This window comes from Polaromonas sp. P3_B1 (assembly GCF_056402935.1).
Window position 1 is genome coordinate 1 of record NZ_JBFUGK010000051.1, and the last position, 15,086, is coordinate 15,086.

13 protein-coding genes are annotated in these 15,086 nt (G+C 65.0%); 5 read left to right on the top strand and 8 right to left on the bottom strand.

Annotated features, from left to right (window positions below; genetic code table 11):
• Positions 1-282: 282 nt before the first annotated feature.
• Both AC1DXS_RS22625 and AC1DXS_RS22630 read right to left on the bottom strand, forming a co-directional pair.
• Positions 283-999 carry a glutathione binding-like protein gene (locus AC1DXS_RS22625; RefSeq protein WP_477739701.1) on the bottom strand — a complete coding sequence of 239 codons (717 nt, stop codon included), beginning with the start codon at positions 997-999 and terminating at the stop codon, positions 283-285.
• Between the two features lie 118 nt (positions 1,000-1,117).
• Entirely contained in the window at positions 1,118-3,946 is a 2,829-nt protein-coding gene (locus tag AC1DXS_RS22630; RefSeq protein ID WP_477739702.1) for a hypothetical protein, read from the bottom strand.
• A gap of 143 nt (positions 3,947-4,089) precedes the next feature.
• On the opposite strand from AC1DXS_RS22630, the gene AC1DXS_RS22635 reads away from it, so the two are divergent.
• The gene (locus AC1DXS_RS22635; protein WP_477739728.1) at positions 4,090-4,356 is read left to right on the top strand and encodes a SlyX family protein; all 267 of its coding nucleotides are present in this window, start codon (positions 4,090-4,092) and stop codon (positions 4,354-4,356) included.
• Between the two features lie 151 nt (positions 4,357-4,507).
• On the opposite strand, the gene AC1DXS_RS22640 is transcribed toward AC1DXS_RS22635, so the two are convergent.
• From AC1DXS_RS22640 to AC1DXS_RS22655, 4 genes are read right to left on the bottom strand one after another with little or no spacing between them, the layout of a single operon-like run.
• On the bottom strand, positions 4,508-4,885 hold the full coding sequence (locus AC1DXS_RS22640) for a GFA family protein (RefSeq protein WP_477739703.1): 378 nt from the start codon (positions 4,883-4,885) through the stop codon (positions 4,508-4,510).
• Positions 4,886-4,917: 32 nt separating this feature from the next.
• Positions 4,918-5,481: a cysteine hydrolase family protein gene (locus tag AC1DXS_RS22645; protein WP_477739704.1), complete on the bottom strand. Its 564-nt coding sequence runs from the start codon at positions 5,479-5,481 to the stop codon at positions 4,918-4,920.
• The gene (locus AC1DXS_RS22650) at positions 5,478-5,966 is read right to left on the bottom strand and encodes a DUF421 domain-containing protein (RefSeq protein ID WP_477739705.1); all 489 of its coding nucleotides are present in this window, start codon (positions 5,964-5,966) and stop codon (positions 5,478-5,480) included. Before AC1DXS_RS22650 ends, AC1DXS_RS22645 begins: the two co-directional genes overlap by 4 nt.
• Positions 5,967-5,990: 24 nt before the next feature.
• Positions 5,991-6,167 carry a DUF3606 domain-containing protein gene (locus AC1DXS_RS22655; RefSeq protein ID WP_477739706.1) on the bottom strand — a complete coding sequence of 59 codons (177 nt, stop codon included), beginning with the start codon at positions 6,165-6,167 and terminating at the stop codon, positions 5,991-5,993.
• A gap of 391 nt (positions 6,168-6,558) precedes the next feature.
• On the opposite strand from AC1DXS_RS22655, the gene AC1DXS_RS22660 reads away from it, so the two are divergent.
• Positions 6,559-8,982: a catalase gene (locus AC1DXS_RS22660; protein WP_477739707.1), complete on the top strand. Its 2,424-nt coding sequence runs from the start codon at positions 6,559-6,561 to the stop codon at positions 8,980-8,982.
• Positions 8,983-8,985: 3 nt separating this feature from the next.
• On the opposite strand, the gene AC1DXS_RS22665 is transcribed toward AC1DXS_RS22660, so the two are convergent.
• The gene (locus AC1DXS_RS22665) at positions 8,986-10,431 is read right to left on the bottom strand and encodes a DHA2 family efflux MFS transporter permease subunit (RefSeq protein ID WP_477739708.1); all 1,446 of its coding nucleotides are present in this window, start codon (positions 10,429-10,431) and stop codon (positions 8,986-8,988) included.
• A gap of 281 nt (positions 10,432-10,712) precedes the next feature.
• On the opposite strand from AC1DXS_RS22665, the gene AC1DXS_RS22670 reads away from it, so the two are divergent.
• Together AC1DXS_RS22670 and AC1DXS_RS22675 are read left to right on the top strand one after the other, a co-directional pair.
• Positions 10,713-11,531 (top strand): hypothetical protein, encoded by an 819-nt coding sequence (locus tag AC1DXS_RS22670; RefSeq protein WP_477739709.1) that lies wholly within the window; start codon positions 10,713-10,715, stop codon positions 11,529-11,531.
• A gap of 380 nt (positions 11,532-11,911) precedes the next feature.
• The gene (locus AC1DXS_RS22675; RefSeq protein WP_477739710.1) at positions 11,912-12,322 is read left to right on the top strand and encodes an EF-hand domain-containing protein; all 411 of its coding nucleotides are present in this window, start codon (positions 11,912-11,914) and stop codon (positions 12,320-12,322) included.
• Between the two features lie 85 nt (positions 12,323-12,407).
• Here AC1DXS_RS22675 and AC1DXS_RS22680 read toward each other — a convergent pair whose 3' ends face one another.
• The gene (locus AC1DXS_RS22680) at positions 12,408-13,907 is read right to left on the bottom strand and encodes an ABC transporter substrate-binding protein (RefSeq protein ID WP_477739729.1); all 1,500 of its coding nucleotides are present in this window, start codon (positions 13,905-13,907) and stop codon (positions 12,408-12,410) included.
• A 269-nt stretch (positions 13,908-14,176) separates the two neighbouring features.
• On the opposite strand from AC1DXS_RS22680, the gene AC1DXS_RS22685 reads away from it, so the two are divergent.
• On the top strand, positions 14,177-15,055 hold the full coding sequence (locus tag AC1DXS_RS22685) for a helix-turn-helix domain-containing protein (RefSeq protein WP_477739711.1): 879 nt from the start codon (positions 14,177-14,179) through the stop codon (positions 15,053-15,055).
• Positions 15,056-15,086 lie beyond the last annotated feature (31 nt).

Genomic DNA, 15,086 nt, shown 5'->3' on the forward strand with positions numbered 1-15,086 from the left:
TGTCTGAGCGAAGCGAGTTGTTTTTTGTCTGAGCGAAGCGAGTTGTTTTTGACCCCGTCTGGACCGAGCACCACAGGCTGCCCCGTAGCGAAGCGAAGGGGACGCAGACACCAGGGTCGCCTTTTCTTTTGCTTACTTTTCTTTTGGCGAAGCAAAAGAAAAGTAAGTTGCCGCCGGGCAACCCCCGGCCAGCCGCCCTATGCCGAGAAAGCAGTGGAAGAGAAAGCAGAGAAAGAGAGAAAGGGGAGGCGCCCGCCGGGCAAAACCGGCTTACCCAGGCGCTTACCCCCGCTTGGGAATAGCCAACCCCTTCACCACCGCAGGCCGCGCCACAAAAGCCTCCAGCACCCGCTTGACGTTAGGAAAGCCGGAGAACTCCACCAGCTCACCGGCTTCATAAAATCCCACCAGATTCCGGACCCACGGGAAGGTCGCAATATCCGCGATGGTGTATTCATCGCCCATGATCCAGGCCCGCCCCTCAAGCCGCTTCTCGAGCACGCCTAACAAGCGCTTGGACTCGGCAACATAGCGGTCGCGAGGACGCTTGTCTTCATATTCCTTGCCGGCGAATTTGTGGAAGAAGCCGAGCTGGCCGAACATGGGGCCTATGCCGCCCATCTGGAACATCAGCCACTGGATGGTTTCGTAGCGGCCTGCCGCGTCCTGGGGGATGAACCGGCCGGTTTTTTCGGCGAGGTAGAGCAGGATGGCGCCGGACTCGAACAAGGGCAGCGGCTGGCCGCCGGGGCCCTGGGGGTCGATGATGGCGGGGATTTTGTTGTTGGGGTTGAGCGAGAGAAAGGCCGGCGACATCTGGTCGTTGGTCTCGAAGCTGACGAGGTGCGGCTCATAGGCCAGGCCGGTCTCCTCGAGCATGATGGACACCTTGACGCCGTTGGGCGTGGGCAGCGAATAGAGCTGGATGTGCTCGGGGTGCTGGGCGGGCCATTTCTGGGTGATGGGAAAGTCGGAGGGGAAGTTTTGAAGTTGGGTCATGGTGGGCGGATTGTGAGGTGAAAGGCCTGGGGCCGGCGCGACGGCTCCTGTATTCCGGATGAGGAAAACGGGTATTGCCCCCGGCCTTTTGGCCCGCCCCGGCTTGCGCGCGCGGGCCTCACTGGAAGATGCGGGAACCGATCAGCGCGCCCAGCTTGCGGTAGCTTTCCCACTGGGCCTCGTCAAAGAACTGGTCAAAGGTGGTCTGCTGGGGAAACGAGGGGTTTTTGACCTGGTAGCCGAACAGGTCCAGTGGGGCGCTCTTGATAAGGCGGGGCTTGAGCACCAGCAAAAAACTTTCCTGGCCGGGCGCGCCCGCGTAGCGCACGCGGTACAGCAAGGCGCACTTGTCGTCGGGGGCGATGGGGAGTTTGCCCGGTGGGCCGGCGGGCGGGCCGAGTTCGGCTTCGTCGAGCGCGAAGTAGGGTTCCAGCCTGGCCGCATCGGGGGTGAAGCCAGGAAACACGGCGGGCGGGACGCATTCGAATTCAGCGCGAAACTCAATGCGCGCCAGGCGCATGAGGTTGGACAGGTCGGCGAAGCCGTAGCCCGGGTCGGCGCCGCAATCGCAGCAGACGATAAAACCGGCGCGCCGTCGCAGCAGCTCGAACACGGCGGTGTTTTCAAAATGCCCGCCGTCGCTCAGGTACCAGTGCGAGCCGTCCGTGCCCAGAAAGCGGGCGCGCAGTTCGCGCTGCAGGTAGGCCTGGTTGCGCCACAGGGGCGACAGTTTTCGGGCGTCTTTTTTACCCGAGTTCCACCACCAGCCCAGGCGTATGTTGGTGACGGTGAACAGCATGGCCTGCCCCAGAGAGGTACCGCGGCCCAGCCCCGTCGAGAACGCCGCGCCGGACACACCCATCCACTGGCCGATGGACAGCTCGGGAGGCAGCCACCTGAGCGCCTTCGCCGGGGGCTGCGCGCCGGCGAAATTGCCGCAGGTGCAGTCCCAGGGTTTGCCGTCCACGGTGATTCCCGCGGGCGTGACGGCCAGCGGCAGGCCCTGCCTGTCGCGCTGGGTGAGCTGGTCGCCTGTGCCGGTGGTGGCGTTGATGGTGATGTTGATGAGGTGGCCCGGACCGAGGTGCTTGCGGCCGTAGTAGTCCTCGCGCGAGAAGTCGTCGCTCGGGTCGGCCTCGGTCACGTCCATCCTGGGCGCTTCCGGGTCAAACCGCTTTTTGTTCGACGCGCCGAGGTAAGCGCGTGTGAGGCGCGCGCCATACATCACCTGCAGGCTCGACAGATTGACAAAGCCCAGAAAATAACCGGCCGCCACCGTGGCCGCCAGGCAGAAGGCCATCAGCACCGCCGGATAGGCGTATCGCTGCATCCCCGCAAAACCAAGGCTCGAACCGGCCTGGGTAAACATGGCCTCGACCAGAAGCTGCCCGGCGCCGGTCGCCGGCGCCTGCATGCCGAACAGCAAGGCCGCGGCCGCGCAGCTCCAGGCCACGGCCAGCAGCAGGACCAGGGCCAGGCCCACGGCACCCAGGATGGCGTTGAGCGGCAGCTTGCCGAGCCGGCCGTCCTTGCCGGGCTGGGCCAGCAGGGGCGCGAACTTGCGGACCACCGCGACGAGGGCGGCAACGGCGCCGGCCACGCTGCACAGGGTGGCGGGCGCCGACGGGTTCATCACCAGCCAGAGGTACAGCGTCTGCCCGGCGGTCTCCACCAGTGCCAGCAGGCCGATGGCCAGCGAGACGGCCAACACCCTGGACAGCCATCGCGTGATGCGGTTGCGGAACAGCCGGGGCTCCATGGGCAGGCTGTAGGGGTAAGGCGAACGGTAAGGCGGGCAATATTTGGCGGCGGCAAACACCAGCAGCGCCACAAAGAGTGCGACATCCATCAGCACCAGGACGATGACGGGCCCAGGCGCGGTCGGCAGCCATGCCATCCAGGCCGCGCCCTCCCCCGCTCCCTGGGGCCGCAGAAAGCAGGCGGCGGCAATGCCCAGGGCCAGCAAAATCGCTGCGGCAACCGCCGGCACAGGGAGGGAACGCACCCATGTTTTTGTGCGGGATGGTTCACCGGCAGATGCAGCCGGCTTCCTGGGCCGGGCGCGGGTCCTGTCCCTGTCCAGCCAATACGCGACGCCGCAGGGCACCACCGCGGCGATGAGCCAGCAGCCCAGGATGCCGAACCACGGGCTGTACCAGATGTCGCCGCGCCAGGGCGAAAGCTGCGGCTGCATTCGGGACTCAAGCATCACCGCCGCATGCTGCAAGGGCTCACAGGGGATGTGCAGGCCGGCAAAGCGCAGGGCAAACATCAACAGGAACAAGGCCAGCAGGGTGACGCCGATCACGTAGTGCACGGCGCACAGGTTGCGGATGGCGATGGCGACGTCGTAGAGCAGGTCGCCCGCATTGTTGGGCGCCAGGTAGCGCCCGTTTTCGCGCAGCCAGCGCAAAGGCCTGTCGTGCGTGTCGCCGGGCGCCGCGGTGGAGGGGTCCCTGACCTTGCTGAGCCTGCCGGGTGGATCGGTCGCGAGCGCGGCGTAGGCCTCTTTTGCCGCCGCGGCGGCAGCGGCGTCCGAGACCGGCTCCGACGGATCCCGGCTTCTAAACAGCGCTGAGAAAAAGCCGCCTGTATAGCCGCCTCCGCTGACGGTGGAGAGAAGGTCAAAGCGCGCCAGCAGGGGCCAGGGAGTCTTTGAAGGCGTTGGCGGCGTTGAGGGATTTAACGGCGTTGAAGCGTCCGTGCTCCCGGGCAAAGGGCTGTTTTCCCCAGGCAGTTTGAACGGGGCTTTCGCCAGCGCCTGCAGCACGCCGAGGCAAAAAGTTGCGCTGCGGATGCCGCCGCCCGACAGGGCCAGCCCCCAGGTGTATTCGGGCGCCTGCTCGCCCGCATAGACAACGGCCCTGCGCGCGGCAATGGCGTCGCGCTCCGCCTGCAGGCCCCACCCCCGCGGGGCCTCGGGTTTTGCAATGGCTTGTTCGTCCATGTTGTCCCCCCTTCTGCGCAAAGATGGGCCAGCTTAGACAAGGCCCGGGGTAAACACAAGGGGGCTAAATGCCCAATCCTGCCCACTACACCCTGCCCGCCCTGCCCCGCAGGCACCGGCCCGGCTTCATGTCCAATACAGGCATGGAACAACCGAACACACCCAAAGACCCACAAGACGCACGAGCCCCACGCCATGACGTCGCCACCGAACGGCGGCTGACCGAACTGGAAATCAAGGCGAGCTTTGCCGAAGACCTGCTGGAGCAGCTGGACAAAGTCATCGTGCGCCAGCAGCAGCAAATCGATGCCCTGTTACGCGAGGTGACCGAGCTCAAGGCCGCGCCCGTGCGCGACGGCGACATCACCACCACGCGCAGCCTGCGTGACGAGCTGCCGCCGCATTTCTGAGCTGCGGGAATTTATATCCGCAGATTACGCAGATTTACACAGATGAAGACTCTTAGATGCAAAGTCACGAGGAGTGAGATTCCGATTAAAACTTCCTGTTTTCAATCTGCGAAATCTGCGGATAAATTTGTTCCCAGATTGCACGCATGAGCTACCAGAGGTTTTTGCCGTCTATCACGGCGACAGGCGCCGTGGCGGCATCGAAATCGTCGAACAGCCGCGCATTGACGCCTATGCGGCGGGTGCTGCCGTCCCAGCTGCCGTCCATCTCAAAGGCCGGGCTGTCCGAATAGGTGGAAATGCCGCACTCGGGACAGAAGTGATGGTCGACCAACTTGGTCTGCCAACGGTAAACGGCGTCGGCGCCGGCAGGCGTGGTGACGTGAAACTGTTCAGGTGTGTAGTAAGCCAGCAGCGCACCCCTCTTGCTGCAGAAAGAACAGGTGCAGCGCGTGAGCTGGGCCGGCATGTCGCCGTCTATGCGAAAGGCGTTTTTGCCGCAATGGCAGCTTCCGGTGATGGTGGTCATGCTTTTCTCCTGGGAACGGGTGTTGAAACGGGTCAGCCTTTGAAGAAGGCCGAGGGCGAGGTGTCGCACTTGAGGATACGCGCCATGTAGGCCAGCGACTGCTTGTGGTGCTCGGTCGACTCGGCCGCGCAGCAATCGGCTGGCACACGCAGCGCGAAGCCGCGCAAAAATCCGTCCATCGCGGTCAGCTGCACGCAGATGTCGGTGGCAAGGCCGGTGAGGATGAGCTCCTTGGCCTCGATGCGTCCAAGCAGCAGGTCCAGCGGCGAACCGAGGAAGGCCGAATGCCGGGGCTTGAGCACCGTGAGGTCGCCGGGGTGGGGGCGCAGCAGCCGCGCCATCTCACCCGAAGCGCCGCGGCTGCCGGAGCAGCGCTCGACCAGGGTCTTGAAATCGGACTGCCAGCCGCCGTAGTTGTCGTTGGCGTAGATGGCCGGAACGCCGCCTTCGCGCAAGCGGCCCTTCAGGACCGAAGTGGCTTGCGCGGCCTCAACCGCCGTGGCGGCCAGGTCTTCGGCGCCGGGAAAGTCCATCGGGTTGATGAAGTCGATCAGCAGCAGCACGCTGCGGCTGCGCGGAAGCTCCTCTGCGTTCACTGCCCGCACGCCAGCGGCGGGCTGGTGATGTCTTTGAGAATGCTGATCTGGCCGTCGGCCTCCAGGCAGGCGTATTTCATTTCGGACTGTTCACAATCGGCCTCGCGCAGCGCCTGCTCGACGTCAGCGACGGGAACCCGGTGCTTCTTCAGAACCTCGCCGAATATTTTTCCGTCGCGCCCCACCAGCACGGGCCGGCCTTCCATCAGCGTTTGCAGGCCGGCGCTGCGCGAGGTGGCGAAGGCGACGGCGACGTTCAGCGCCACCAGCGTGGCGGCTGCCAGCAAGGCCCCTGTGACGGACTCTTCGCCACCATTGAGCCCGCTGGAAACAGACTCGCTGAGGAGCATCACGACGAGCAGGTCAAAAGGCGTGAACTGCCCGACGGTGCGCCGGCCGGAAACGCGCACCATGACCAACAGCGCGCCGTAGATGATCACGGCCCGCAGCGGCAGCTCCCACCAGGCGGCTTGGAGGTCGAACATGCGAGACCCGCAGCAATGTGCCGCTTATTTTTTGGAGAGGTAGCGGCGCACGGCGTCGGCGGAGTTGCCGACTTCCTTGACGGCCTCGCGCAGTTGCTGCTCGGTGCAGCCCAGCGACTGGGTCCAGTCGCGCAGCTCATGAGGCTCCTCGATCGAGATAAGTTTGCGGTCTGCAGCTGTCTTGCTTTTGTCGTCCGGCATGGAATTCTCCTTGGGGAAAAGCCGAATCGTAGGCCGAGGCCTTTCGGCATTTCTGTAGGACGGAAACCCTTGCGCAGGCAGGCTTCATCCCGTTGCGCAGCACTGTGTCGCCTGGGTTTGTCTAAGACCCTCTGAGGTCCTTTGGCTTCATGCGCCGGGCGCCAAGCGCGCGGGTGACCACGAAACGTAACCCCTCGCACCGGGAGTGGCAGGCGCGAAGAAGTCCGCTGTGACTTGCACGGCGCAGCGTCCTACATCGCGTGTGCCGGGTGAAAAATAGCATCAAGCGGCCGCGGCCTTTGCTCGAATCTCGACTGGACCTGCTTCACGTTTTGTTGGGCGGGTTCACGCGGCAAGGCAGCACTCCCATCAACTTTTCTGATTGATCCCCATGCCCAAATCCCCCGGAATTTCTTCAAAGGCCGCGCCCAAAAACACCGACAGCGGCCCTGCTCGCATCGCGCAAGACGCAAGCGAGGACGCCGCTGCTGAAAAGATGGCGCAGGTGCAGGACCTCGCGGCGGCCATGCCCTGCAACCCGAACAAAGCGGGCGAACATGGCTTCGCCAACGGCGTGGCGCCGGCTCCGGGCGCCAGCGTGGAACCCGAGTCGCGCCTGGCGACAGGCAGCACGCTGAGCGAAGAAAACGGCTCGGAGAAAACCGGCAGCATGGCACCCGAGGGCGTGAATGCCACCATAGAGCCGCTGGACCGCGTGCGCGTGGACTCTGGCGGGCGCTGGCTCACGACCAACCAGGGCGTGGCCATTGCCGATAACCAGAACTCGCTCAAGCTGGGCGTGCGTGGGCCCGCGCTGCTGGAAGATTTTGTGCTGCGGGAGAAGATCACGCACTTCGACCACGAGCGCATTCCCGAGCGCATCGTGCATGCGCGCGGCTCTGGCGCGCACGGATTTTTCGAGTGCTACAAACCTTTCACGCAACACACCAGGGCCGCGCCTTTCCAGGAGGCGGGCAAGATCACACCGGTGTTCGTGCGCTTTTCGACGGTGCAGGGGGAGCGGGGCTCCAAGGACACGGCGCGCGACGTGCGCGGCTTCGCGGTGAAGTTTTATACCGACGAGGGCAACTGGGACCTGGTGGGCAACAACATGCCGGTGTTCTTTATCCAGGACGCGATGAAGTTTCCCGACCTGGTGCACGCGGTGAAACCCGAGCCCCACCACCAGATGCCGCAGGCCGCAAGCGCGCACGACACCTTCTGGGATTTTGTCTCGCTGATGCCCGAGTCCACCCACATGCTGATGTGGGTGATGAGCGACCGCGCGATCCCGCGCAGCTACGCGACCATGCAGGGCTTCGGCGTGCACAGCTACCGTTTTGTGAACGCCGAGGGGGAGTCGGTATTCGTGAAGTTCCATTGGAACCCGAAGTTCGGCACGCATTCGCTGGTGTGGGATGAAGCCGTGAAGATTTCTGGCGCGGACCCGGACTACCACCGGCGCGACCTGTGGGAACGCATCGAGTCGGGCGCCTATCCCGAATGGGAGCTGGCCGTGCAGGTATTCACCGAGGAGCAGGCGAACCGCTTCAGCTTCGACATCCTGGACGCGACCAAGCTCATCCCGGAAGAGCTCATCCCGCTGCAGCCGCTGGGCCGCATGGTGCTGAACCGCAACCCGGACAATTTTTTCGCCGAAACCGAGCAGGTGGCATTTTGCACGGCGCATGTGGTGCCGGGCATTGATTTTTCGAACGACCCGCTGCTGGCGGRCCGCATCCATTCTTATGTGGACACGCAGATCTCGCGCCTGGGCGGGCCCAACTTCCACGAGATCCCGATCAACGCACCGCTGGCTCCGGTTCACAACAACCAGCGCGACGGCATGCATAGGCAAGCCATCCCGCGCGGGCGCGTAGCCTACGAGCCGAATTCGCTCGCCGGTGGCTGCCCCTTCCAGGCCGGTGCGGCGCAGGGCTTTGTGAGCGTGCCGGCGCGCCTGCAGGCCAAGGAAGAGCAGGCCAAGGTGCGTGCCAAGCCCGAGAAATTCGCCGATCACTACACGCAGGCCGCGCTGTTCTACAACAGCCAGTCGCCGACGGAGCAGGCGCACATCGCGGCGGCTTTCCGCTTCGAACTCAGCAAGGTGACGGTGCCGGCGATACGCGAACGCATGGTGGCCTCGCTGCGCAATGCGTCTGAGCCGCTGGCCCGCCGGGTAGCGCAGGGCCTGGGCATGCCGGACCTGCCGGCGCCCATGCCGCGGGCCATGGCCAAACCCGCCAAGCCCGAGGTCACGGTGTCGCCCGCGCTGTCATTGCAGGCGCGCCCGGGCGACGGCAGCATACGCGGACGTAAGATCGCGGTGCTAGTGGCGCCCGGCGTGGCCGGCGCGGCGATTGACCAGGTGCAGGCGGCACTGGCCGACGCGGGCGCGGTGCCACGGCTGGTGGGCCCGCACATAGGCGCCCTGGCCACGGCCGAGGGGCAGACGCTGGACGCCGATGCCTCGCTGGAAAACGAGCCCGGCTTCCTGTTTGACGCGCTGGTGTTGCCGGACGGCGAGGAGGCGGTGGCGGCGCTGGCAGCCGACGGCCACACGATGGAATTCATCAAGGACCAGTACCGCCACTGCAAGACCATCCTGGCGCTGGGCGCCTCGACCCGCCTGCTGGAAAAAGCCGGTATCGCGGCCGCACCCGGAGACGCGGCCAAGGGCAAAAAAACAGGGCCGGCCGACCCCGGCCTGATCGTGCACGCGTCGGGCGACACGGCCGTCGCGCTGGACCGCTTTATCCAGGCGATGGCACGACACCGCCACTTTGAACGCGAGACCGACCCGCCTGCCCTTTAAAACTCAGTGCGTAGCCGGGGCCGGCTTGCCGGCGGCGGCTGCCGCGGCGCCGGGCCTGAGCAGCACGGCGCCCAGCAGCGCGGCCACGGCCGCGAAGATTGCACCGATCACAAAGGCCAGCTGGTAACCGCCGTTGAGTGCCGCGGTCGCGTCCAGCCCCGCAGCGCCCAGTGACGTGGTGCGCGCGGCCGCAAGGCTGGCCAGCACGGCCAGTCCGAGTGCGCCGCCCATCATGAAGGAGGTGTTGACCACGCCGGAGGCGATACCGGACTCGCTGGGGTCCACATCGCTCATGGCGGCCAGCAGCACGGGGTTGAAGGCCATACCTGCCCCCAGGCCCAGCAGCAGCATGCCGGGCAGCACGTCGAGCGCGAAGCTGCCGGCCACGGGCGCGCGCGCGAACAGCGCCAGACCCACGGCCGCCAGCAGCAGGCCAGCGGCCAGCGGCGCGCGTATGCCGAAGCGCATGACGATCTTCGCCGACAGGCCCAGCGAGAACGCGGCCATGATGAGGTTGGCGGGCAGAAAGCCCAGGCCCACCTGCATGGCGCTGTAACCCAGCACCAGCTGCATGTAGAGCGCCGAGATGAAGAACCAGGCGAACATGGCCGCCGCCCAGAGCACGCCCACCACATTGGCGGTGGCGACGTTGCGCAGGCGGAACAGGCCCAGCGGCATCAAGGGCGTCTGCACTTTGGACTCAATCGCCAGGAAGACGGCCATGAGCACCGCAGCCGCGCCCAGCAAGCCCAAGGTCTGGCCCGAGAGCCAGCCGGCCTCGTTGCCGTTGACGATGCCGTAGACGGCCAGCATCAGCGAAGTGGTGACGGTGACGGCGCCGCCCACGTCAAGCCTGGCGCCGGTGGCCTGACCCTTGCCGCCGGGCAACAGTAAGAGGCACAGCGCGAAGACCGCGCCGCCTATGGGCAGGTTAACCAGAAAAATCCAGTGCCAGCTGAGCGAGTCCGTCAGCACGCCGCCCAGCAGAACGCCTATGCTGCCGCCGCCGGCGCAGACAAAGCCGTAGACGCCCATGGCCTTGGCGCGCTCGGCCGGCTCGGTGAAGAGGTTCATGATGAGGGAGAGCGAGATCGCCGACACCACCGCGCCGCCCAAGCCCTGCACCGCGCGCGCGACGATGAGCAGCGCCTGCGAATTGGCGATGCCGCAGACGAGCGACGCCACGGTGAACAGGCTGAGCCCCGCGAGGAACAGCCGCCGGTGGCCGTAGAGGTCGCCAAGCCGGCCGCCCAGCAGCAGAAAACCGCCGAAGGTCAGCATGTAGGCATTGACGACCCAGACCAGCGAGGTCTCGGTGAAATGCAGGTCGGTGCGTATGGAAGGCAGGGCGACGTTGACGATGGTGGTGTCGAGCACGATCATCAGCACCCCGAGGCAGAGCACCATCAGGGCCCACCAGCGCTTGCGGCTGTCCATGTGTTCTCTCATTGGCGGTTTCTCCTCTGCTTCATCAACCATGAAGGGGCCGGATCCATCAGCTCAATTCATCCGGCACGCAAAAACGATTCCGTGGCCGCGCATGTTACGCCATGCCTGCGCAACGCGCCGTCCTTCATGCCGTCCTACATGCGCCTCGGCGTTTGGCGGATAGCCGGGCCGGAGCGGGCTGGCTAATTTATGGGCACTAAACGCCAGCGTTTGCGGCATTTTGATTCAGGCATTCAAAGCGTGCCGCCCACTTATTTTTCAATGGGATGAATTTCATGCGGATGACTCCATGGCCCCGCCGTGCCGGACGGCTCACCCTGAAGACGGCCGGGCTCGCCGCCCTGGCGCTGCTGGGCGGCGCGGCCCTGGCCCAGCCCTCGCCCGCGCTGGACCGCGCAAGTTTTTCGATAGGCGCTTTCCACGCCGACCCGACCTTTAACGCGGCGGTGAACACCAACTTCGGTAGGCTGGACTCGGGTGACTCGAAAAGCAGCAGCGTGACCATGCCGCGCATCAAGGCCGACCTGCTGCTGTTCGACAGCCAGGGCCTGTCGTTTGACTACTACCAGTTCAAGCGCGGCTACGGGGATTCGCTGGCCAGCAATTTCAGGACGGGCAGCGGCACGGTGACGACCACGGGCACGGCCAACCTGGACGTGAAGGTGGACTTCGCCAAGCTGGCCTACAAATGGTGGATGGGTTCGGGCAACACGGTATTCGGCGTGGGCCTGGGTGCGGCCTACTACCGCGTGGGCCTGGACCTGAGCGCGACCGCGGCCGTAGGCGGCAGCACCGGCAGCATCCGGCAAAGCGACAGCGACGACGCGGTGGCGCCGCTGCTGGAGCTGGGTCTGAGGCACGCGATCTCGCCGGACCTGCGCTTGTTTGCCGATGCGTCCGGCGTAAAGAAAACCGGCGGCAGCACGCGCGGCGAAATCTACAACGCCGCCGTGGGGGTGGAATGGTTCCCGGCCAAGAACGTCGGCGTGGTGCTGGACTACGGCCTGACCGATATCGACATCCGCCGGGAAGACAGCAACAACGCGCGCTTTCGGGTGAAGCTCAAAGGGCCGTCGGCTTTCCTGAAGGTGCGGTTCTAGGATCGGATCAGCGGTTCGAAATGTGCTGGCCGAATGCGGGGTCTGAATTTATCCGCAGATTTCGCAGATTTACACAGATTAAAAACCAGGTCTTGTACGGGGATGCCCACTACGCCTGGCACCTGACCTTGTTTTGAACAGGACTTGGCGGCTCTTCATCTTCATCTGCGTAAATCTGCGAAATCTGCGGATTCAGTTGGTTTTCGGCATGCGCAGATTGAAAGCAGCATGCAGCAGGGACTCTCGCATGCAAAGAAGTGTTTCCTGCAGCGGTCCATGGTGTAAAGCGGCGCAACACCCTGCAAGAACACTGGTATTGAGGGCCGGGCTAGCATCCAATAAGAACCATGATTGACTACGACCACCCAGGCAGGAACCCAATGACGCAACCCACGACCAACACCCATCCCATCGCCGCCACCATGTCCGGCCCGGCATATCCCCGCCTTTTGATGCTGGCGTCCTTGCCAGCCCTGGCCGCTTTGGCCGCCCTGCTCGCCACGCAGGCGCACGCCCAGGCCACGGAGCCGGCCGCCGCGGCATCCGCTTCCGCAGCGAGCGCGCCGGTGCCCGCGGCGTCCACAACCACGTTTTATGACCCCAAGGAACTGGAGCGCGCCTTCAAGTTCATGGACAAGACGGGTGACGGCAAGATCAGCCGGGACGAAGCGTCGAACTTTCGCGGTGTTTCAAAACACTTCGACGAGGCCGATACCAACAAGGACGGCTTCCTCTCGCGTGAGGAATTTGACAATGCAATGAACAAGAGCCTCAAAAGCAAGGCCCCTTGAAGGCTTGCCTGAGAAAACAAAAAAGCCGTGCGGTTGATGGCCGCACGGCTTTTCTTTTTTGGGCCTCCCTGGCAGTGGCCCGCGCTCAGTTCTTGAGCTTCACGTTCCAGAAAAAGGGCCAGAGCGCCGGCTGGTAGTTCTCGAGCTGGGTGGACTTGGCGGACAGGCTGTTGAACTTGCCGATGTCGATGTAGGGCACCTCGTCATACACGAGCTGCTGCACCTTGCCCCACAGCGGCGCGCGTTTGGCGGGCACCGGGGTGTGGTTGAACTCGAGTAGCGCGGCCTGCTTGCCCGGGGTGTTCCACCATCCGGGCGCGCCGTCACCGAGTTGCGGCGGCGAGAGCATGGGCTCGGGCAGCAGGCCCGAGTGGGTCACGTAGATGTCCCAGGCGGCGGAGTCGTTGCGGCGTTGCACCAGCGTGGACCAGTCGACCACGGTGAGCTCGGCCTTGATGCCGGCGCGCTTGAGCTGCTCGGCCATGACCACGGCCATGTTGTAGTGGAAGTCGTACTGGCGGCTGGTGAGGATGCGCACGGTTTCACCCTTGTAGCCCGCGGCTTCGGCCAGGGCCTTGGCCTTGGCGGGGTCGCGCTGGTTGTAGTTCTCGCCGCCGGCGGCGGAATAGTAAGGCGAGCCTTGCGGGAAGTGGTTGGCCTCGGCGGTGAAGAAGCGGGTGTCGCCGAAACCGGCGGCCATCATTTCGCCGGGGCCGATGGCGGTCTGTATGGCCTGGCGCATGCCCTTGTTGGCGTTGATGCCCTCGCGGGTGTTGAACACCAGGTAGGGGAAACCGAAGGCCGGGGTGATCACCGGCACGGCGCGGCCGCCGGCTTTTTCAAGGCGGGCCAGCGCGTCTATGGGCAGCAGGTCGGCAAAGTGGAACTGGCCGGACATGGCGCCCTCGACGCGCGTGCCGGGCGTGGGCACGGGGATGAAGCGCAGTTCTTCGATGAAGGCCTCGCGTTTGCCGCCGTAGCCGTTGGCCGGCTCCTTGCGCGCGCTGTAGCCGTCAAAGCGCGTGAGCACGACGTACTGGTCGGTGCGGCGTTCCTTGAACTTGTAGGGGCCGGTGCCGATGAAGTCGCGCAGCGGAATCTGCACGGCCTCCTTGGCCATGATGGCGGCCATGCCGCTGGGCAGGGCCAGCTGCGCGAGCAGCGGTGCGTAGGGATTGCGCAGCGTCAGCTCCACCGTGAGCGGGCCGGCGGATTTGAGCTCGATGATTTCCTTGCCCACGGCCTTGCCGCGCGGCGCTTCCTTGATCCAGCGCTTGAGGCTGACGACCACGTCTTCGGCATCGAGCGCGCGGCCCGAGTGCAGCTTCACACCTTTGCGCAGCGTAATGGTGACGACCTTGCCGTCGGCGGAAAAGCGCGGCATGCCCTCGGCCAGCATGGGCACGACATTCCATTTGGCGTCAAAGGTGTAGAGCGGCTCATACACGTGCTGCATGATGGTGCCGACCAGGTCGGTGGTGGCCTGCATGGGATCGAGCGAGGGCGGCTCGCCCACCATGGCCAGGTTGGCCGCTGAAGCGGGGGCTTGCGCCAGCGCAGGCGCGGCGCCCTGCACAGCGGCCATCAGGCCGAAAACCAGTGCCGGCAGTAACCGGTGCGCGTGTATTCGTGTAGCCATAAAGCACTCCTAAGTGAAAGTAATTTTCAGAATCCGTAGGATATTTGCCTAAATGTGAGATTCTGTAAGTGATTACCCTGGGACATGTGCATTAATTCTGAAATTAAATTTCTCCCCCTGAAGAGATGAAGCGTTGAGCCCGGAAAGCCCGCGGGTTGCGCCGCGGCATGGGAGGCCGCCTGGCACGGGCCGCTTTCAAGGCCTAGACTGGGCCTATGCAACGCGCCCCGCATCCCCTGCTTGCCCGCTACGTCAAGACCGTGTGGATCAGCCAGCCCGCCGCCGCGGGATCGCACCCTGCGCCGGCGCGCGAGCATGTATTGCCGACGGGGCTGATGCACCTGGTGTTTCGCCTCTCGGGGCCGGGCGTGCGCATCTTTGACGACGCCGCTGGCGGCAAGGGGGGGCCGCTGGGCCCGGCCCTGGTAGGCGGGCCGCGCGCGGCCTTTTATGCCAAGGACATCAGCGCGCCTTCGCATTCAGTGGGCGTGCAGTTGCTGCCGGGCGCGGCGCTAGCCTTGCTGGGCCTGCCGGCTGATGAATTGGCCGGCCGGCATGTGAGCCTGGAAGACTTGTGGGGGGAAAGCCATGCCGCGCTGGTGCGCGAGCACTTGCTGGCCGCCGCGACGCCGCAGCAAACCCTGCGCCGCCTGGAGGCCCTGCTGCTGCAGCGCCTGCGCGCCGGGCCGGCGCAGGGCGCACACCCACTGGTGGAGCAGGCGCTGCGGCAGTTCGAGGCCGGCATGAGCGTGGAGGAAGCCGTGGCCCGCAGCGGCTACAGCCACCGGCAGTTCATACGATTGTTTTCGCAAGCGGTGGGCCTGGGCCCCAAGCTCTACTGCCGGGTGCGGCGCTTCCAGAAAGCGCTGCCGATGCTGCAAGGCCCGATGGGCCTGGCCGCCGTGGCGATGGAGGCAGGCTACAGCGACCAGCCGCACCTGAGCCGCGAGTTCCGCGAATTCGCGGGCCTGACACCCGAGCAATACCGGCTGGCGCGGCCCGTGTCAGCCAATCATGTGCTGGTGCCCCGGCCTGGCGCCCTGCCCGGGCCGCATGTCAATTTTGTTCAAGACCCCAAGGCCGGAGCTCCATAGACTGGCCGCATTCCCTTCATTCAGGATTTGC